This window comes from Halorubrum salipaludis, from assembly GCF_002286985.1.
Lineage (GTDB): Archaea > Halobacteriota > Halobacteria > Halobacteriales > Haloferacaceae > Halorubrum > Halorubrum salipaludis.
This window is the reverse complement of sequence record NZ_NSKC01000003.1, coordinates 16,055-34,292: the sequence shown is the minus strand read 5'-3', so window position 1 is coordinate 34,292 and position 18,238 is coordinate 16,055. Positions and strand designations below refer to the sequence as shown.

The following is an 18,238-nucleotide window of genomic DNA, read 5'->3' as shown; positions in this document are numbered from 1 at the left end:
TCGGTGGCGACTCAACCGTGTGGCTTTTTCCGCCCCTGCGCCGAATCCGGCGACATGCGAAACGCCAAAATCGTCTGTACGATCGGTCCCGCGTCGGACGACCGGGACGCGATCCGCGACCTCGCCGACGCGGGGATGTCCGTCGTCCGGCTGAACGCCAGCCACGGGACGACGGCCCACCGCGAGGAGGTCATCGAACGCGCGCGCGCCGTCGACGACGAGATCGACGACCCCCTCGCGGTGATGGTCGACCTGAAGGGGCCGGAGGTCCGCACCGCCGAACTGGAGGAGCCGATCCAGCTCGCGACCGGGTCCGAGGTGACGTTCGTCGAGGGCGACGACGCCACGCCCGAGCGCGTCGGCCTCACCCACTCGATCGGCGCCGCCGAACCGGGCGACACCGTCCTCCTCGACGACGGCCGGATCGAGTGTCGGGTCGAGCGCGTCGACGGGGAGTCGGTGGTCGCCACCGTCGTCTCCGGCGGGAAGCTCAGCTCGCGGAAGGGCGTCAACCTCCCGGGCGTCGCCATCGACGTGGACCTCATCACCGCCGAGGACGAGGCCGAGCTCGACCTCGCGGCGCGGGCGAACGCCGACTTCGTCGCGGCCTCCTTCGTTCGCGACGCCGCCGACGTCTATCAGATCGCGGACGCCCTCGAGGCGCGCGGCGCCGACGACATCCCGATCGTCGCGAAGATCGAGCGCGCGGGCGCGGTCGAGAACCTCGACGGCATCGTCGACGCCGCCGACGGCGTGATGGTCGCCCGCGGCGACCTCGGCGTGGAGTGCCCGCTGGAGGACGTGCCCGTCATTCAAAAGCGGATCATCCGCAAGTGCGTCAACGCGGGCGTCCCCGTCATCACGGCGACGGAGATGCTCGACTCGATGGTCTCCTCCCGGCGGCCGACCCGCGCCGAGGCGTCCGACGTGGCGAACGCGGTCCTCGACGGGACCGACGCCGTCATGCTCTCCGGCGAGACCGCCATCGGCGACGACCCTGTCAACGTCGTGGAGACGATGGACCGCATCGTCCGCGAGGTCGAGTCCAGCGACGAGTACGCGGAGACGCGCGAGCAGCGCGTCCCGGCCGCGGCGGAGGGCTCGCGGACCGAGGCGCTGGCCCGGTCCGCGCGCTACCTCGCGCGCGACATCGGCGCCTCCACCGTGGTCGCCGTCTCCGAGTCGGGCTTCACGGCCCGCAAGACGGCGATGTTCCGCCCCGGCGTCCCGGTGGTCGCGACGACCCCGAACGACCGCGTCCGCCGACAGCTCGCGCTCTCGTGGGGCGTCCGTCCCGTCCTCACCGAGTACGCCCACGACATGGAGACGATCCTCGACAACGCGGTCGACGCCGCGCTCGACCGCGGCGGGGCCGAGTCGGGAGACACCCTCGTCGTGCTCTCCGGCATGCTGACCGAGTTCGAGGGGACGAACACGACGAACACGCTCAAGGTCCACGTCGCCGCCGAGACGCTCGTGACCGGCAAGGCGGTCGTCGCCGGCAGCGTCGCGGCCCCGGTGTACCGCACCGCCGACGGCGACCTGAGCGAGGTCCCCGAGGGGTCGATCGTCGCGCTCGGCCCGAACTTCGAGGGCGAGTTCACGGGCGATCTGGACGGGCTCGCCGGGATTGTCGACGCCCGCGAGGGGATGACGGGATACCCGGCCGTGGTCGCGCGCGAGCTCGGCGTCCCGATGGTCTCCGGCGCGCGCCTCCCCGAGAGCGTGGCCGACGGGACCGTGGTGACGGTCGACGGCGAGCGGGGCGTGGTCTACGACGGCGACGTGATCGCGGCGGCGCGGGAGCGGTAGCGACGCGGTTTCCACGCTCGCTTCGCGTACCGCCCCCACCCGCCAGCCATTTACTGATGAGTCGCTTAGCCGCCGGTATGAGCAGCGACGACGGCCGCGACCGAGGGGGCGGCGACGGGGGGGACCGCGACGGGGAGAACCGCCGCGACGACGGCGGCGACGTGCGGAGCCGGGCGAACGAGACCCGCGCCGACGACCCTGGGGGCGACGACGAGGGCGACGACGAGAGCCAGTGGCGGTTCGCCGTCGACGACGTGGGTCCCGACGGCGTCACCGAGGACACGCACACGCCCGAGGACGAGCCGATCGAACCGGGATCGATCGACCCCGAGAACGCCGTCTTCGTCGCGCTGGGCGTCGTGCTCACGCTCGGCGTCCTCTTCGTCGGGTTCTGATCGGTTGCCGGCCGGGTCCGGCGCCCTCCGGCACTGCCGCCCACCCGCTCCGTCCCCGCACCGCCATCTCGCCGCACCGCCACCTTCCCGCACCGCCATCCTGCCGCACCGCCACCTTCCCGCACCGCCATCCTGCCGCACCGCCACCTTCCCGCACCGCCGCCCTCCCGCACCACCACTTATACCGCCGCGGCCGTACGTCCGGACATGGACGTGCTCGTGCAGTCCGGACTCCTCGCTCCGGACACGCTGCCCCTGCTGTTGTTGACGGCCGGGCTGTTGCTCTCGATGGCGGAGGCGCTGGCTCCGGGCGCGAACTTCATCGTGGTCGGGATCGCGCTGATCGGCGCCGGGCTCGGCGGCCTTCTCCTCACGTCGCTCGGCGTCGTCGGCGCGGGGCTGACCCTCGTCATGGCGGTGCTGACGCTCCTCTTCGGCGCGGCGGCCTTCTACGGCTACCACGAGTTCGACCTGTACGGCGGGAAGGGGCAGCAGCAGACGAGCGACAGCGACGCGCTGAAGGGGAAAACCGGCGTCGTCACCGAGGAGGTGACCACGGCCGGCGGCGAGGTGAAGCTCTCCGGCGGCGGGTTCAACCCCCACTACTCCGCGCGCTCGATCGAGGGGACGATCGAGGAGGGCGAGGAGGTGATGGTCGTCGACCCCGGCGGCGGCAACGTCGTCACCGTGGAGTCGATGGGGTACGTTGAGGACGACATCGACAAGGAGCTCGCCGCGGACCGAGCGCGGAAGGAGGCGCAGCGAGAGACCGAAGAGAGCGCGGACGGCGGCGAACCAGAACGCGAGACCGAGACCGAACGCGAGTGACCGCGACCGCGACGGCGACGGAGATCGGATTTATAAACGACTGTGCGACGGCGACGATCAGTTATAAACCGAGATGCGGTGGCGCGTGCCGTCGAGCGCCCGGAGGGCGCGAGTCGCACGCGCGAGGGAGTCGACCGGCGCTTATAAGCGCCGGTCGACGAGGCTGGGGAGGCGTGAGGCTGCGGTGCTGTGCAGGGCGGGACTCAAAGGGGCAGCCGCGAGGCGGGCGCAGGCGACGGAAGCACCGCAGGGAGCGAACGAAGTGAGCGACCGAGGAGCGCAGCGAGCGTGCGCCCGCCTCACGGCTGGGGCTTTGGAGGTCTCGTCCGCGTCGATCAACGATTTATAAACAACCGCATCGTCGTACAGCCGAGCGGCTGGGGCTTTGGATGTCTCGTCTGCGTCGATCAGCGATTTATAAACGACCACATCGTCCGTCGCCTCGATCGAACGCAGAACCTTCAAACGCGCCGCCAGTCACGAACGCGTATGGACGCGGACCGCCGGATCGCCGCCGTCGAGGAGGTTCCCGAGGACAGCACGCTGCTCGTGACGCTGCGGCCGGTCGACGCCGACGCGGTCGACGAGGGCGAGGGCGACGTAGGGGAGGCCGCGGACGGTACCCCCGAGGCGGAGGCGATCCTCACCCGCGCGGCCGGCGAGGTGCGGGCGTTCCGCAACTACTGTCAGCACTGGACCGACGTGCGCCTCGACAAGGACGACGGGGCGTTCGTCCGGAACGGCGAGGTATTCTGCCAGAAGCACGGCGCCACCTTCGAGGCCGACGGCGGCTACTGCAACTTCGGGCCCTGCGAGGGGGCCGTTCTGGAGTCGGTCGACGTGACCGTCGACGGCGACGACGTGTACCTCGCCGATGACGCCTACGAGTTCGTCCGGCTCGGCCACGCGACCCGCGACGACGACGCCGGGGACTCGCGGATCGACTTCACGGGGAACTGAGGAGAACGCGGAGACGACAGCGGCTCTTTGTGCAACGCCGGCGCATTTATGGGGGCCCGACGTAGGACGGGTATGCACACTCCGAAGCCCTCCCGGCGCCGGCTACTCGCCGGCGGCCTCGCCGCGGTAGCGGGCACAATCGCCGGCTGCCTCGACGGGTCGGTGACTGGCGGCCCAGCGAACGACGGCGACGCCGACCGCGTCCTGTCGCTCAGCCTCAGCGACGCGGGAGAGACGCTCCGTGACCGCACCGTCGTCGACCCCGCGGAGACCGACACGCGGTGGGACGACGGGGCGTTCGCGGCCGCCCGGCGCGGGGAGACGCACACCACGCAGTTCCGGACGCCGTTCTTCTCGACGCCGGACGACCCGACCTACGCCGTCCACGAGGGGACGTACTACCGGCTGAGCTCCGTCGTCGTCGACGAGGCGGCAGCGACCCGACCGGTGCTGCGGCTGTTCGGGGTCGAGGACGGGGAGGCCGACGGGGACGAAGCCGACGGGACCGAAACCGACGAGCCAGAGGCCGCCGACGCCGAGGCGCTCCCGGAGGGCGACCGGCGCGCCGTCGAGATCGCGCACTTCGCGGCGCGGGCGCGGGACAACGCCGGCGGGATGCCGGTCGGGCTGGTCGAGCGCGGAGGATACGTCTACCGAGACGAGGAGGCGGTCGACGCGAGCGCGCTGCTCGCCGACGACGGGCCGTCCCGCGTCACGTACCGCGACATCGTCTATCGGGTCGCGGTCGCCCGCGAGCGGTTCCACGAGCCCGTGTACCGCGCCGTCGCGGAGCCGGTCGCGGAGTCGCCCGCGGAGATGGAGGCGATCCTCCGGGCGCGCACCGTCGGCGCGCGGATCGACGGTGACGACCTCTCGGCGGATGCGGTGGAGGTGATCGAAGCGGCCAGACACGACGGGTACGAGGAGTCGCATCCGTACTCAGACGGGTACGCTGAGGTGCTCCGGGCGTTTCACGAGCGCCCGTACCTCGACGGCGACGTTCGGAACGACGGAGGGGTGAGCGAGTCGGGGGCGGATCGGATCCGCTACGAGGACCGGTACTACGACTACCGGCTCCGGTTTCTGCCGGCCGGCGACGAGTCGCCTTGAGGGGTTAGAAGCGCGTCCGACCGCCCGCGCCGCCCGCGTCGTCCCGCCCGAGCGCCTTCTTCAGGAAGCTCATCCAGCGCTTGCGGTCGGCCGCCTCCTGCCGTTTCGCCTCTGTCTCCGGGTCGGGCGCGTCGAGCCCCTCCAGCGCGTCGAGCGCGCGGTCGATGCCGATGATCGAGGCCGCCAGCTCCTCGCCGCGGTCGTAGCTCACCTCGTTCTCCTCGATGGGTTCGAGCCGCTCTAACCGCTCGCGCCGCAGGTTCCGCTTCGCCTGCTCGACCCGTTCGCGCTCGCCGGGCGGGACCGTGTCGCGGCGCTTGATCTCGAAGACGAACGACCGAAGCTCGATCGGCTCGCCCTGGATCTCGATCTCCTCCGGGATGTCGGCGCCCACCGTCGCCGCCTCGCGGTTGACGCGTTCCAAGAGTCCCTTCCGCTCGTACTCCTTCACGCCCGGTCGGTAGGGGGCGGTCGCACTTCGCTCCTTCGCCGCGCGCCTCGCTCCGACCTCGGAGGGCACCGCAGCGAGCGAAGGAACGGGGTTAACTCGCCCGCGTCGCAAGCGGTCCCATGGAATCGCTCGAAGCCGAGCTCGACCGCGCCCGCGACCTCGACCCCGGCGAGCTCGCCGACGCCATCGAGTCGATCGGCTTCGAGTGCACGCGCTGCGGCGGCTGCTGTACGGGGTACGCGCCCGACGAGCCGGGCGGCGCGCCGGCGGGGGAGGGTGTCGACGAGCCCGCCGGCGACAGCGACGACCGCGACGCCACCGACGACCGCGACGCCACCGACCGCGAACCCCACACGGCCACCGTCTTCCCGGACGAGGTCCGCGCGGTCGCCGACGCCGCCGAGGCCGAGTTCGGCGAGCCGTACGACTGGCGCGACGTCGCCCGTCCCATGCCCTTCGGACTCTCCGCCGACGAGGACGGCGAGCCGACCGGCGAGACGTTCGAGTGGGCGCTCGCGACCGACGACTGCGGCGACTGCACCTTCTACGAGGAGACGGACGGGCAGGGAGCGTGTACCGTCCACGACGCCCGACCGCTCATCTGCCGGACCTACCCGTTCAGCGTCGCCTTGGAGGGGACGAGCCAGCCGATGGGCGAGGCGGTCGACGAGGCGGACGTCGTCCGCGCCCACGAGTGCGAGGGGCTCGGCCGCGACATCTCCCGCGAGGACGCGGAGGCGCTGGCGGCGTCGCTCAAGGAGCGCGCGGTCCGCGAACTGGAGGAGGCGATCGGCGTGCGGGACGGCTACGACCCGACCGCCGCCGAGCGCGCCGAGGGCGACGCGGTCGTCTTCGACTCCGAGGGGCCGAAGGAGGCCGACGGGACGCCGATCGACGGGGAGTGAGCGCGCTCCGCCGCCCCGGCGCGCCGGCGACCGCCCGCTTCTCCCCTCAGACCGCGTCCAGCGCCGCGTCGACGTCGGCAGCGATCGCCTCGCGCGCCGCCGCGTCGGGGAGCGTGAGCGGCGGGCGGACCCGCGGGTCCGGAATAAACCCGCGGTGCGCGGCCGCGACCTTCGCGACGGGCGCGAACCCGTGCTCGGCGCACCGGGCGAACACCGGGGCGATCGCCTCCCGGTGGAGCGCCAGGGCGCGCTCGTCGTCGCCGGCGCGGAGCGCCTCGCCGAGCGCGACGAACGCCTCGGGGATCACCTGCGAGAGCGCGTTGATCCCGCCGTCGACGCCGAGCGACGCGGTCGGGTAGAGCTGGGCGTCGACGCCCTGGAAGACGGTGAACGAGTCGGGGGTCCGGCGGAGGGCCGCGTCGAGCCCGGTGAGGTCGCCGGAGGTATCCTTCAGCCCGACGACCGACTCGTGGTCGGCGAGGTCGCCGACGACCCCGGGGTCGATCGGCTCGCCGACCGTCGCCGGGATGTCGTACAGGTAGATCGGGAGGGGAGAGCCGTCGGCGACCCGTTCAAAGAAGGCCCGCTGGCCGTCGGGGCTCGTCGACGTGTGGTAGTACGGGAGCGTGATGAGCCCGGCGTCGGCGCCCGCCTCGGCGGCGAACCGCAGCCGATCGTGGGCGCCCGAGACCGTCGTGTCCGCCGCGCCGGCGATCACGGCGAGCCCGTCGTCGGCCGCCTCGACGACGGTCTCGATCGCGGTCCGTCGCTCCGCGTCGGTGAGGCTGGCGAACTCGCCGGTCGTCCCGCAGGGGACGACCCCGTCGAGGCCGGCGTCGGCGAGCGCCTCGACGTGGGTCGCGAGCGCGTCGGCGTCGACGCCGCCCTCGGCGTCGAACGGCGTCACGATCGGGGACGAGACGGCACCGTGTCGGAACTCCGGTTCGGTCATGCGTGTCGGTTCGGCGGGCGCCGAGAAAGGCCTTGGTCCGGTGGCGACGGTTGCCGGAGGCGACCCCCGTTACGAACGCACCGCCCGGAGTCCGAACGGATCGCGGGCGTGTCGGCGGTACAACTATACTGGTCCGTCACCACGTTTCGCTGGAGTCTACTATGGAGATCTCAGAGAAGCTCCTTTGTCTGTTCAGCGCCGACGTTCGCGAGGAGGACGGCGAGTACGTCGTCGATGTCCCGCGACGCGAGGTCGAGACCGGTTCGCTGGAGCCGGGCGAGACGTACCGCGTCGCGCTCATCTCTCGGTCAGAGTCCGAGGCGACCGAAACGGCCGACGAGGGCGTCGACGCCTCGGCGTCCCGCGCCGACGACGACGGCCCCCAACCCCCGGTCGAGCCCGGCGAGATGCGCTACGTCGAGATCGAGGACCTCGGGAAGCAGGGCGACGGGATCGCCCGCGTCGAGCGGGGGTACGTGATCATCGTCCCGGACACGGAGGTCGGCGAGCGCGTGAAAATCGAGGTAACGGAAGTCAAATCGAACTTCGCGGTGGGCGAAGTCGTCGAGGAGTCGCCGTAGCTCACTCGGCGGCGTCCGGTTCCGCCGAGCCCTCGTCTCCGGGGATCCGGGCGTCCCAGTAGGAGACGGACGCGACGTAGTCGCCCGGGATCGTGTTGCCGACGAGCTCGTCGAGCACCCGGAACGGCTTCGCGACGGGCCCCGGAAGCTCCCGGTAGAAGCCGTACGGCAGCACGAAGTCGTGCTCCTCGCCGGCGAGCGTCAGGTCCGCCGCGCGGAGCATGTCGACGACCTGTTTCTCGGAGTAGAGCCGGGACCCCATCGGGAGCAGCCAGGTGTACAGCGTCCGCAGGCTGCGGCTGTTGAAGGTGTCGAAGAACACCTGATCGGCGCTGACGCGGCGCAGCTCCGAGAGGAACGGCACCGGGTCGTCCATCAGGTGGAAGAAGCGCATCGCGACCACCGAGTCGAAGTGGTCGTCGGGGAACGGGAGCCGAGAGGCGTCGCCGCGGACGAACTCCAGCGTGTCGGAAAGCCCCGACTCGGCCGCCTTCTCGCGGCCCTGTTCGAGCATCTCGCGGGAGATGTCGAGCCCGACGATGTCGGCCCCCTGGTCCGCGAGCATGGTCGTGAACCGGCCGGTGCCGCAGGCGACCTCCAGCACGCGGTGCCCCTCCTCGATCGGTCCGAGCGCCGAGAGGACCGCCTCCTTCTCGCGCCGGTCGATGAGCTCCCCGCCGCCGGAGAACCGTACGTCCTCGTACTCTTCCGCGACCTCGTCGGCCTGGTACCAGTCCTGTCCCTTCACGTTGTGCGTACTGCACGCCCGACCGACAAAACCGTACTGGATGCGGTCGGCGAGCGTTCGACGGCGGCGGCGCCGACCGGTCTCACGACGGTCGGCGGCCCGATCGACGGGACGGAGCCGGTCACCCGCTCGTCGTGACGGTCTCGGCCGGGATCTTCACCAACACCCGCGACCCGGACTCCTCGCCGTGATGGGGGTACTCGTCGACGTCGAAGTAGCGCCGCGCGAGCTCGTCGATGTGCTCGGTCGCCCCCTCCTCGGTGAGCTCGGCCTCACCGCGCACCGAGACGTACCGGTAGGGGTCCGTCGGGTCGAGCACGCTCACGCCCACCCTCGGGTTCCGGCGGACGTTCCGCTCCTTCTGGCGGCCGCGGGCCGTGTTGACGAGCACGTACTCCCGGCCCTCGTGGTCCACCCACACCGGCGTCACGTGCGGCGTCCCGTCCGGCATCACCGTCGCGAGGTGGGCGTATGACTCGGACTCGAAGATGTCGACGTGCGACTCGGGGATCATCGACCGATCGGACGCGCCACGGCGTCAAAATACGCCTGATCGATCGGGATTGACAGCCGTCTGAGCTGTGATATTAACACATTATATTATTCCAATCGGATTGCCCTATATGTAGCCAACCTTTACCAATAGGCGCGGATTTGGCATGAGACATGAGTACCAGTCCCGCGGAGACCGCTGACCAGGACCGCCTGTCGGAAGCCGAGTACCGCGACCGCTTACGCGAACTCCCCCCGAGCGCCAAACTCGTCGCGAAGGTGCTGGAGGGCGACGCCCCGCTCTCGCAGGGCGGCCTCGCCGACGAGTCGCTGCTCCCCGACCGGACCGTCCGCTACGCGCTCAACCGCCTGGAGGAGGAGGGGCTCGTGGACTCCCGCTACAGCTTCAAGGACGCGCGCAAGCAGGTGTACTACCTGACTGTTTGAAGCGCGCCCGGACGCTCGCCGACCGATCGCGGCGCGACCGCGCTGTCGCCCGCACAGAGCCCTTTTTAATCCTCGGCCTCGATACCCGACCGTATGGACCTCTCGGTCGTCGTTCCCACGCTCAACGGGCGGGACCGGTTGGCCGCCTGCCTCGACGCGCTGGCGGCCCACGCTCCCGAGGCGGAGGTGATCGTCGCCAACGGCCCCTCCGCCGACGGCACCACCGGGATGGTGCGGGACCGCGACGACGTGGACGTGCTGGTGGAGATCTCCGACCGCACGGTCAACGTCGCCCGCAACGCCGGCATCGAGGTCGCCACGGGCGACGCGGTCGCCCTCGTCGACTACGACAACCGGATCGAAGCGGGGTGGGTCGACGCCGTCCGCGCCGGCCTCGACGACGCGGACGCCGTGACGGGACCGGTAACCCCGATCGAACCGGCGGCGGGGCGCGACGACGACGGAGGGCGCGACGGTGAGGACGGAGGACGCGACGGGAGACGCGGAGACGGAAGAGAGAACGACGAAGACGGGCGGGGAGACGACGAGCCCCGCGACGGCCCGGAGCGCCGGAGCATCGCGGGCACCGAGGTGACCTACTTCGAGGGGGGCAACGTCGCCTTCCGGCGCGAGACGCTCCGGGACCTGGACGGCTTCGACGAGTACCTCAACACCGGCGGCGCGCGGGACGCGGCCCACAGGCTGGCCCAGATGGGGCGGACCGTGGCGTGGCGCGAGGAGATGGCGGTCGCCAAGGAGCTCCCGAGCCCGACGGCGGCCGACGGCGGGCGCAGCGCCCGCGAGTGGGGGTGGAAGTACCGGGCGCTCGCGTACCGCCTCCTGAAGAACTACGGGATCCGCCCGACCGTGGTCGCGCGGGCCGGGACGCACGCCGCGACCGACGCCGTCGGGGCCGCCGGCGACGTGCTCCGCGGCGAGTCGACCCCCTCGCGGTGGGCCGCCACCGGCCGCGACGTGCTCCTCGGGCTGGCCGGCGGGACCTCCGACGGCCTCGTCGCGCGGAGTCGGGACCGGAGCCCGGCCCGGAACCCGAACGGCATCTCGAAGCGCGCCGACCGCGCCGTCGCGAAGTACGACCGGCGGTCGTCGGAGGAATGACCCCGCGTCTTTTAACCCCGGCCGCCGCCAACGACCGGTAACGAATGGGACTCACGAAGCGGATCATTCCCTGTATCGACGTCGACCTCGACGACGACGGGGACGCGGCGGTGTACACGGGCGTCAACTTCGAGAATCTGGAGTACACCGGCGACCCGGTCGAGTTGGCGAAGAAGTACAACGCCGCGGGCGCCGACGAGTTCGTCTTCCTCGACATCACCGCGAGCGCGGAGGGCCGGGAGACGATGCTCGACGTGGTGAACGCGGTCGCCGACGAGTGTTTCATCCCCCTGACGGTCGGCGGCGGCATCCGCACCAAGGCCGACATCAAGGAGACGCTCCGCGCGGGCGCGGACAAGGTGTCGATCACGACCGGCGCCCTGGAGCGCCCGGAGCTCATCGAGGAGGGCGCGGCGGCGTTCGGCAGCCAGTGTATCGTCATCTCCGTCGACGCCCGCCGCCGGTACGACGACGCGGGCGAGCACTTCTACGAGGACGAGGACGGCGAACGGGTGTGGTTCGAGTGCACCAAGAAGGGCGGCCGCGAAGGCACCGGCATCGACGCCGTCTCGTGGGCGAAGGAGGCCGAGGAGCGCGGCGCCGGCGAGCTGTTCGTCAACTCCATCGACAAGGACGGGACGAAGGACGGCTACGACATCCCGCTGATGACGGCGGTGTGCAACGCCGTCTCGACCCCCGTCATCGCCTCCTCCGGCTGCGGCGGCCCCGAGGACATGCACGAGGTGTTCACCGAGGCGAACGCCGACGCCGGGCTCGCGGCCTCCATCTTCCACTTCGGCGACTACTCGATCGAGGAGACGAAGCAGTACCTCGACGAGCGCGGCGTTCCGGTCCGGCTGTAGGGGAGGCGAATTCGATCTGCCGTTTCACTCGGAGTTCGGTTAATTTCCGGTATTGACGACGGTTGTTTCGCAGATTGCGAAAGAAAACCAATACTTATTATTTGATCCGGAGCGAATCGTGACGTATGTCCACGTCATCGACGCGCGTCCGTGCCGAGCGGTCGGAGCTCGTCTGTAAGCGGACCGACGGCGACTCCGACGGCGGGGAGGTGACGTTCTTCGAGCGGGACCGCGATCCCGACGAGCGGACGACCCGGTGGATCACGGTCCGTGCGGCGGACTGCGTGCCGGCCGACGAGTGGCGATAGGTCCGGCGCGTCGATTTTTGCGTGTGTTGTGTGAGATACCGCACCCGCAAGTGATGCGTGTCCGAAGTGGGTTTATAAGTATCCGACGAAACGACGAACACCGCCAAAGCCCCAGCCGCTCGTTTATAAATTGTTGGCGCCGGATCGACGGTGAACACCGCCAAAGCCCCAGCCGGGAGGACTCGCGCGGCTTGCTGTGCTCCTCGCTCAGTCGCGTTGCTCCTTCGCTGCGGTGCTTGCTGCGCCGTGCTTCGTCCTCCCGGCTGCCCCTTTGAGTCCCACCCGACCGCACCGCAACCGCACCTCACACCTCCCCAGCCTCGTCGCTCACTTCGTCGCCGGCGCTCCGCGCCGGCTGCCCGTGGCGCTCCGCGCCACGCTGTTCGCGACTCCCTCGCGCGTGCTGACTCGCGGCCTGTCGGCCGCTCGCAGGCACGCGCCACCGCACCATGACTTATAAATCCGGATCGCATTCGCTCATCGTGTTTTAAATATTGGATCGAAAACCCGCCGTCCGTCGCGTCAGTCGTCGGCGGCGACGCGGTCGGCGAACTGCGGGAGCTCGTCGTCGAGCAGCGCCACCGTCGCCAGTCGGATCGCGTGGGGCCAGCCGAGCGGCGTCGCGCTGTCGGGCGTCCCGTCGTCGAAGAACTGCTCGGGGAGATACGTTGTCGGTTCACAGAGGGAGCCGCCGGGCGAGACGTGCGCGAGCAGCTCCCGGGCGTTCTCGACCATCTCGGCCGCGCGGGGATCCTCGCGGTCGGCGAGGAGGACCGCCAGCTCCGCGCAGGCGTTCGCGCCCCACGCGGTCGAGACCGTCCACACCTTCTCGGAGCGCTGGCCGGCCCGCCGCCAGCCGTCGCCCTCGTACCGGATCAGGCCGGCGATCTCGTCGCTCTCGTGGGCGAGCCCGTCGACGACCGTCTCGACGTGCGAGACCAGCCGGTCGAGGCGCTCATCGTCGACCGCGCCGGGGGCGTCCGCCCCGTCGCCGCGCTCGCCGCCCTCGCCGTCGCCCCGCCCGAGCGCGTCGAAGGAGCGGTGCGCGCTCGCCAGCGACAGCGTCGAGGAGTCGAGCCGGTCGTCGATCGCGCCCTCGGCGGTCTCGCGGAGCGCGTAACAGCCGCGCTCGGGGACCCACAGGTCGTCGAGGGCGTCGTACACCCGCGCCGCCTGATCGCGGGCGTGGGCGGCGAGGTCGTCGGGGAGCGCGGCGGGGTCGAGCGCCGCGGTCGACCCGAAGGCGTCCGCGTCGAGCGCAGCCGCCTCCAGCCCGTCGCCGTGGAGGGCGAGCTCGCTGTACGCCTCCAGGAACGTCGCGGTCGTGTGCGCGAAGCGCCCGGCGCTGTCCTCCCACGCGTTCTGGCACACGACAGGGCGCCCGTCGTCCGCGAGGGTCTCGTCGAGCCCGGCGAGCGCGGCGACGAGGGTCTCGTCGAGCCCCTCGGCGTCGACGCCCGCGGCGCGCGCCTGCGCGAGGTAGGCGATGACGCTCCCGGTCTGGTCCGCCTGGTAGTCCACGTCGGGCCCGTCCTCGATGCGCGCGTTCGCCCAGCCGGGCGCCAGCGCCCCGTTCCGGGGCCACACCCGGTGGGGCCACGAGCCGTCCGGGCGCTGGGTGGCGACGTACATCTCGGCCGAACGCGCGTGCCAGTCGTCCAGCCCGAGCCCGAGCCGGTCGTCCGCGTCGAGCGCGAACGTCGAGATCTCGGCGTCGTCGCGGAACCACGTGTAGCCGTAGCCGCCGGAGGTGGAGTAGAAGGGGTCGAAGTCCGGGCCGGCGATCCGGAGCCCGGACTCCGCGGAGAGCAGCGAGAGAACCCGGAGGTCGGCGACGACCGACTCCCGGGCCGGGACCGACTCGGGGACCGCAGGGATCGTCTCGCCCGCGGCCGCGGCGAGCGCGTCGGGGGAGTCGAGCTCCGCGAACAGCGCCGCGAGCCGCTCGCGGGCGGCCTCGCGCGTCGTCTCCTCGCGGTCGGTCAGCAGGGTGCCGACCGTCGCGACGCCCTCCTCGAAGGGCACGTCCGCGATCACCTCGCCGGAGAGCCGCTCCTCCTCGTAGCGGTCCCCGTCGCGGTCGCGGGGGAGGTCGGTGGGGGCGTCGTCGAGCAGCTCGGGGAACGTCGCCGGGAGCTGGCCGCGCAGGTCGGCGAGACCGGTGTCGCTCGCGAGGAAGTCGCGCTCGTCGGCGTGGTACACCTCGACCGCGTCGTCGTACCGGAGCTGTCCCACTCGATCGTCGCGTCCGTCCGGCGCGAACCGGGCGTACACGACGAGCGAGAGGTCGGCCGGGTCGACGTTCGCGTGGCCGTCGTCGCCCACGTCGACCGACGCGCGCGTGAGGTGGGCGTCGCCGATCGTCGCGTCGTGGCGGGTGACCGTCCCGTGGTCCGTCTCGTGGACGGTCTCGATCAGGGTCGTGTCGCCGACGTAGCGCTGCTCGGTCGGCACCTCGTCGAGCCACGCGATCTCGTCGCCGACCGCGAGGCCGACGCGCGAGCGGACGAGCCCCGTTCGGCCGGTCAGCGGGTAGCCGAAGTCGCGGAGCTCGCCGTCGCCGGCGACGTGAACGAGCCGTCCGTCGCCGCCCGAGAATCGCCCGGTGACGGTCCGGCGTTCGCCCGGGAACCGGGTGGCGTGCCCGGTGTTTCGCTTGTAGTCGTCGAGCGCGTCGCGGAGTTGCATTACGCGAGTACACGGACCCTCCGCGTATGAAGTTTTGGTGTAATTATTGTTCATTCATTCGTAGAACGGAAACGCTCAAGCCGGGGCGCCGTCGGGAACCCGTATGCACGACCCCGGTCCGCCGCGCGCGACGAGCGTCGGCGAATCCGTCGAGCTGTCGCCGCGGAGCCCCGATCCGGACGGAACCTACGAGTGGACCCTCCGCGACGCGCCCGCGGAGAGCGACGCGCGCGCCGACGGGGAGCCGGTCCGCGGAAGCGACGACGACGATGGAGTCCTCGTTCCCGGCGCGACGAGCCGGCCTGACGCGCCGGTCGTTCACCTCCGACCCGACGCCCCCGGAACGTACGTCCTGACGCTCGACGCCCCGGACGGGACCCACCGCCAGCGCGTGCGCGCCTACCCCGACGAGCGGCGGCCGGTCGAGCTCCGCGTCCCCGCCGCGGACCTCCCCGTCGACGACAGCGACGTGGACCGCGTCTCACTGATGTGGCCCCACAACGACCGCCTGCTCGCGCGCGACCGCCCCGAGCGCGACGGCGACGACTGGGTCTGTCCGGTCCGCGTGCCGCCCGGCCGCCACGGGTTCAGCTTCGTCGCCAACGACGACCCCAGCAACGAGCACCGCGACGCCGTGACGGTGCCGGGCCCGGGGCGGCCGCGCGTCTCGCTGTCGACGAGCGTCGTCGAGGGCGACGGCGACGCCGAGGCGGTCCGAATTACCGCCGACGCCGCCGCGCCGCCCGACCTCGACGGGGGGGAGGAATCGACCCCCGACGACGGGGACGGCGCTTCCGGGAGGACCGCCGGCGAGTCGCCCGTCGCCGTCGACTTCCTCGTCGACGACCGCGACGCGCCCCCCGAGACGGTCGCGCGGATCGAGTCGCTGGCGGCGGGCGACGCCCTCTCGATCCCGGTCTCGGCGCTTCCGGACGACCTCGCTGGCGGGGTCCGGATCCACGCCGTCCCGCACGGGGACCGCTACGGCGCGGCGGAGACGGTCCGGATCGAGCGCGACAGGAGCGGCGCCGCGGGGGTGGACGAGGCCGGGTCGCTCGCCGCGCGCGATCCGCACGCGCCGCCCAAATGGGCCGACTCCCCGACGATCTACGAGGTCTTCGTCCGGTCGTTCGCGGGCGACACCCTGCCGACGACGTTCCGCGAGATCGAGCGCCGAGTCCCCTACGTCGAGAGCCTCGGGGTCGACGCGCTCTGGCTCACGCCCGTGCTCGCCTCGCCGACGGAGCACGGCTACCACGTCACCGACTACTACGACACCGCGAGCGACCTCGGCTCGCGCGAGGCGTTCGAGTCGCTGGTCGCGGCCTGCCACGACGCCGGGATCCGGGTGATCTTCGATCTGGTGATCAACCACACGTCCCGCGACCACCCCGCCTTCCAGATGCACGCCGCCGGGGTCGATGAGTACGCCGACCACTACCGCCGGGCCGACAGCGCCTTCGACGTGACCGACACCGACTGGGCGGAGCTCGCCGACGGCGACATGCCGGAGTACTACTTCAACTGGCGCCGGATCCCGAACCTCAACTTCGATTCTCCGGCGGTCCGCGAGTGGCTGCTCGACGTGGTCGACGAGTGGAGCGCGGTCGTCGACGGCTTCCGCGCCGACGTGGCGTGGGGCGTCCCCCACGGCTTCTGGAAGGAGGTGAGCGACCGCGTCCCCGACGACTTCCTCCTGCTCGACGAGACGCTCCCGCACGACCCCTTCTACGGCGAGGGGGAGTTCGACCTCCACTACGACACCTCGCTGTACGAGACCCTCCGGTCAGTCGGGGCGGGCGACGCGCCCGCGGACGCGCTCGCCGGCGCGTTCGCCCGCGCCGAGTGGCTCGGCTTCGACGACCCGGGCCTGCAGATGCGCTACGTCGAGAACCACGACGAGGAGCGCTACCTCGCCGAGTACGGCCGAGGAGCGCTGAAGGCGGCAGCGGCGACCGTCTTCGCCCTCCCCGGCGCGCCGATGGTGTACGCCGGACAGGAGCGCGGCAACGAGACGTACCGCGGACCGATCCGGTGGCACGACGGCGACAACGACCTCACCGACTTCCACCGCGACCTCGCCGCGCTCCGCGAGCGCGAGCCGCTCCTCCGGGACGGCGCCGTCGACTTCGCGGGGCTCGCCGCCGACGTGTCGGTCGTCGACGGCGACGCCGAGCGCGTGACCGCGTTCGTCCGGAGGCCCGACGAGGACGACGGCGAGCATGGCGGCGACGGTGGCGCCAGCGGCAGCAACGACGACAGTGACGGCGACGACGCCCTCCTCGTCGTCGTCAACTTCGCGGAGGCCCCCGCGACCGTGACGGTTCCGGACCGGGTCGAGACCGACCTGTTCGCGGACCGTGCGGTCGACACCGACGTCGCGGTCGACTCCGTCGCGGTCCTCCGGTGAGGGACCGCGCCGCCGCGTCGCTCCGACCCTTATAAGTGAGTCCCTCGCCCTTCTCTGTCACATGGACGACCGGACGCTGAACGATCTCCTCCGCCGGTTCGGGCTCTCGGACAAGGAGGTCGACACGTACCTCAGTCTCTTGGCGCACGGCGAGGCGAAGGCGAGCACCGTCGCCGACGCCGCGGGCGTGTCGAAACGCTACGTGTACAGCGTGAGCGAGTCGCTCGCGGAGCGCGGCTTCGTCGAGGTGAACGACCACGTCGTGCCGACGACCATCCGCGCGAACCCGCCGGACGAGGTGATAAACCGGCTCCGGTCGGACGTGGACGCGATCCGCCCCGGGTTAGAGGAGCGCTTCTCACGGGTGGAGCGACAGACCGAGCAGTTCGAGGTGATCAAGTCCCGGGTGACGGTAATAAAGCGGATCCGGTCGCTGCTCGCGGACGCGGACTCGGAGGTGGCGCTGTCGATCACCGCCGACCACCTCCCCGAGATCCGCGAGTCGCTCGTCGAGGCCGTCGACCGCGGCGTCCTCGTGCTGCTCATCGTCTCGGACGCGAGCGGGGTCCCGGGCGGGTTCGACGGCGAGCTCGACGGCGTCGCCAGCGTCGTCCGGACGTGGGGCGAGGCGATGCCGACACTGCTCACCGTCGACTCCGCGGCCGGGGTCGTCGTCCCGCCCGAGCTGTTGCGCCGGTCCAACACCGACCGACAGGCGATCCACTTCTCGCAGGAGCAGCTCGCGCCGGTGATCGTCGGCTCGTTCCTCGGGAACTACTGGCCGGCCGCCGACGAGCTCGCGACCGCGGCGCCCGCGCCGCTCCCGGCCGAGTACGCGAACTTCAGGCACACCGTCCTCCAGGCGACGCTCCGCCTCCGCGCCGGGGAGACCCCCCGCGTCACCGTCGGCGGGCGGCGGACCGACGACGACGAGTCGGTCGAGATTGTCGGCCGCGTCGTCGAGTCGAAGCAGGGGATGGTGGAGCCGACGACTAACGAGTTCCCCGTCGAGCACTCGCTCGTCGTCGAGACCGACGACGGCGAGACCGTCACGGTCGGGGGACAGGGCGCCTTCGTGGAGGACGTGGAGGCCGACCTCGTGCGGATCGAAGCGGAGGGGGCGGAGGGGGACGGCTCCGACGACGCGGACGAGTGACGGAGCGCTCCGG

At 71.5% G+C, this 18,238-nt stretch carries 18 protein-coding genes; 13 read left to right on the top strand and 5 right to left on the bottom strand.

What is annotated here, in order from left to right; translation table 11 throughout:
* Positions 1-54 precede the first annotated feature (54 nt).
* From pyk to CK500_RS05670, 5 genes are all read left to right on the top strand, one after another.
* Entirely contained in the window at positions 55-1,812 is a 1,758-nt protein-coding gene (pyk, locus tag CK500_RS05690) for a pyruvate kinase (protein WP_095636291.1), read from the top strand.
* A gap of 77 nt (positions 1,813-1,889) precedes the next feature.
* The gene (locus tag CK500_RS05685) at positions 1,890-2,207 is read left to right on the top strand and encodes a DUF7312 domain-containing protein (protein ID WP_095636290.1); all 318 of its coding nucleotides are present in this window, start codon (positions 1,890-1,892) and stop codon (positions 2,205-2,207) included.
* 207 nt (positions 2,208-2,414) lie between these two features.
* Positions 2,415-3,035, top strand: coding sequence for an NfeD family protein (locus CK500_RS05680; RefSeq protein ID WP_095636289.1), 621 nt, complete (start codon positions 2,415-2,417; stop codon positions 3,033-3,035).
* 489 nt (positions 3,036-3,524) lie between these two features.
* Positions 3,525-3,995 (top strand): Rieske (2Fe-2S) protein, encoded by a 471-nt coding sequence (locus tag CK500_RS05675; protein WP_095636288.1) that lies wholly within the window; start codon positions 3,525-3,527, stop codon positions 3,993-3,995.
* A 72-nt stretch (positions 3,996-4,067) separates the two neighbouring features.
* Positions 4,068-5,105 (top strand): hypothetical protein, encoded by a 1,038-nt coding sequence (locus CK500_RS05670; protein ID WP_095636287.1) that lies wholly within the window; start codon positions 4,068-4,070, stop codon positions 5,103-5,105.
* A 4-nt stretch (positions 5,106-5,109) separates the two neighbouring features.
* Here the strand turns inward: CK500_RS05670 and CK500_RS05665 are convergent, their stop codons facing one another.
* Positions 5,110-5,556 (bottom strand): DUF5788 family protein, encoded by a 447-nt coding sequence (locus tag CK500_RS05665; protein WP_095636719.1) that lies wholly within the window; start codon positions 5,554-5,556, stop codon positions 5,110-5,112.
* Positions 5,557-5,675: 119 nt separating this feature from the next.
* Between CK500_RS05665 and CK500_RS05660 the strand changes: the two genes are divergently transcribed.
* A complete protein-coding gene (locus CK500_RS05660) occupies positions 5,676-6,461 on the top strand; it encodes a YkgJ family cysteine cluster protein (RefSeq protein WP_095636286.1) in 786 nt (261 codons plus the stop codon).
* A 46-nt stretch (positions 6,462-6,507) separates the two neighbouring features.
* Here CK500_RS05660 and CK500_RS05655 read toward each other — a convergent pair whose 3' ends face one another.
* Complete coding sequence (locus tag CK500_RS05655) at positions 6,508-7,413, bottom strand: dihydrodipicolinate synthase family protein (protein ID WP_095636285.1); 906 nt, start codon at positions 7,411-7,413, stop codon at positions 6,508-6,510.
* Positions 7,414-7,574: 161 nt separating this feature from the next.
* Between CK500_RS05655 and CK500_RS05650 the strand changes: the two genes are divergently transcribed.
* Complete coding sequence (locus CK500_RS05650; RefSeq protein WP_095636284.1) at positions 7,575-7,994, top strand: TRAM domain-containing protein; 420 nt, start codon at positions 7,575-7,577, stop codon at positions 7,992-7,994.
* A gap of 1 nt (position 7,995) precedes the next feature.
* Here the strand turns inward: CK500_RS05650 and CK500_RS05645 are convergent, their stop codons facing one another.
* Together CK500_RS05645 and CK500_RS05640 are read right to left on the bottom strand one after the other, a co-directional pair.
* Entirely contained in the window at positions 7,996-8,742 is a 747-nt protein-coding gene (locus CK500_RS05645) for a class I SAM-dependent methyltransferase (protein WP_095636283.1), read from the bottom strand.
* A 121-nt stretch (positions 8,743-8,863) separates the two neighbouring features.
* A complete protein-coding gene (locus CK500_RS05640; protein ID WP_095636282.1) occupies positions 8,864-9,256 on the bottom strand; it encodes a PPOX class F420-dependent oxidoreductase in 393 nt (130 codons plus the stop codon).
* A gap of 152 nt (positions 9,257-9,408) precedes the next feature.
* Here CK500_RS05640 and CK500_RS05635 point away from each other — a divergent pair, with 152 nt between their 5' ends.
* From CK500_RS05635 to CK500_RS05620, 4 genes are all read left to right on the top strand, one after another.
* Positions 9,409-9,681: a MarR family transcriptional regulator gene (locus CK500_RS05635; RefSeq protein ID WP_004049512.1), complete on the top strand. Its 273-nt coding sequence runs from the start codon at positions 9,409-9,411 to the stop codon at positions 9,679-9,681.
* A 93-nt stretch (positions 9,682-9,774) separates the two neighbouring features.
* The gene (locus CK500_RS05630; protein WP_095636281.1) at positions 9,775-10,800 is read left to right on the top strand and encodes a glycosyltransferase family 2 protein; all 1,026 of its coding nucleotides are present in this window, start codon (positions 9,775-9,777) and stop codon (positions 10,798-10,800) included.
* 44 nt (positions 10,801-10,844) lie between these two features.
* Positions 10,845-11,663 carry an imidazole glycerol phosphate synthase subunit HisF gene (gene hisF, locus CK500_RS05625; RefSeq protein ID WP_095636280.1) on the top strand — a complete coding sequence of 273 codons (819 nt, stop codon included), beginning with the start codon at positions 10,845-10,847 and terminating at the stop codon, positions 11,661-11,663.
* Positions 11,664-11,788: 125 nt separating this feature from the next.
* Positions 11,789-11,971, top strand: coding sequence for a DUF7511 domain-containing protein (locus tag CK500_RS05620; protein WP_095636279.1), 183 nt, complete (start codon positions 11,789-11,791; stop codon positions 11,969-11,971).
* Between the two features lie 522 nt (positions 11,972-12,493).
* Here the strand turns inward: CK500_RS05620 and CK500_RS05615 are convergent.
* Positions 12,494-14,659: a glycoside hydrolase family 15 protein gene (locus CK500_RS05615; RefSeq protein WP_095636278.1), complete on the bottom strand. Its 2,166-nt coding sequence runs from the start codon at positions 14,657-14,659 to the stop codon at positions 12,494-12,496.
* Between the two features lie 103 nt (positions 14,660-14,762).
* Here CK500_RS05615 and CK500_RS05610 point away from each other — a divergent pair, with 103 nt between their 5' ends.
* Together CK500_RS05610 and CK500_RS05605 are read left to right on the top strand one after the other, a co-directional pair.
* Positions 14,763-17,069 (top strand): alpha-amylase family glycosyl hydrolase, encoded by a 2,307-nt coding sequence (locus CK500_RS05610; RefSeq protein WP_095636277.1) that lies wholly within the window; start codon positions 14,763-14,765, stop codon positions 17,067-17,069.
* A 61-nt stretch (positions 17,070-17,130) separates the two neighbouring features.
* On the top strand, positions 17,131-18,225 hold the full coding sequence (locus CK500_RS05605; protein WP_095636276.1) for a TrmB family transcriptional regulator: 1,095 nt from the start codon (positions 17,131-17,133) through the stop codon (positions 18,223-18,225).
* The last annotated feature ends 13 nt before the right edge of the window (positions 18,226-18,238 follow it).

Bases quoted from the DNA above. Each gene is read 5' to 3' on its own strand.
- pyk (WP_095636291.1), top strand. From the start codon at position 55: ATGCGAAACGCCAAAATCGTCTGTACGATCGGTCCCGCGTCGGACGAC.
- CK500_RS05685 (WP_095636290.1), top strand. From the start codon at position 1,890: ATGAGCAGCGACGACGGCCGCGACCGAGGGGGCGGCGACGGGGGGGAC.
- CK500_RS05680 (WP_095636289.1), top strand. From the start codon at position 2,415: ATGGACGTGCTCGTGCAGTCCGGACTCCTCGCTCCGGACACGCTGCCC.
- CK500_RS05675 (WP_095636288.1), top strand. From the start codon at position 3,525: ATGGACGCGGACCGCCGGATCGCCGCCGTCGAGGAGGTTCCCGAGGAC.
- CK500_RS05670 (WP_095636287.1), top strand. From the start codon at position 4,068: ATGCACACTCCGAAGCCCTCCCGGCGCCGGCTACTCGCCGGCGGCCTC.
- CK500_RS05660 (WP_095636286.1), top strand. From the start codon at position 5,676: ATGGAATCGCTCGAAGCCGAGCTCGACCGCGCCCGCGACCTCGACCCC.
- CK500_RS05655 (WP_095636285.1), bottom strand. From the start codon at position 7,413: ATGACCGAACCGGAGTTCCGACACGGTGCCGTCTCGTCCCCGATCGTG.
- CK500_RS05650 (WP_095636284.1), top strand. From the start codon at position 7,575: ATGGAGATCTCAGAGAAGCTCCTTTGTCTGTTCAGCGCCGACGTTCGC.
- CK500_RS05640 (WP_095636282.1), bottom strand. From the start codon at position 9,256: ATGATCCCCGAGTCGCACGTCGACATCTTCGAGTCCGAGTCATACGCC.
- CK500_RS05635 (WP_004049512.1), top strand. From the start codon at position 9,409: ATGAGTACCAGTCCCGCGGAGACCGCTGACCAGGACCGCCTGTCGGAA.
- CK500_RS05630 (WP_095636281.1), top strand. From the start codon at position 9,775: ATGGACCTCTCGGTCGTCGTTCCCACGCTCAACGGGCGGGACCGGTTG.
- hisF (WP_095636280.1), top strand. From the start codon at position 10,845: ATGGGACTCACGAAGCGGATCATTCCCTGTATCGACGTCGACCTCGAC.
- CK500_RS05620 (WP_095636279.1), top strand. From the start codon at position 11,789: ATGTCCACGTCATCGACGCGCGTCCGTGCCGAGCGGTCGGAGCTCGTC.
- CK500_RS05615 (WP_095636278.1), bottom strand. From the start codon at position 14,659: ATGCAACTCCGCGACGCGCTCGACGACTACAAGCGAAACACCGGGCAC.
- CK500_RS05610 (WP_095636277.1), top strand. From the start codon at position 14,763: ATGCACGACCCCGGTCCGCCGCGCGCGACGAGCGTCGGCGAATCCGTC.
- CK500_RS05605 (WP_095636276.1), top strand. From the start codon at position 17,131: ATGGACGACCGGACGCTGAACGATCTCCTCCGCCGGTTCGGGCTCTCG.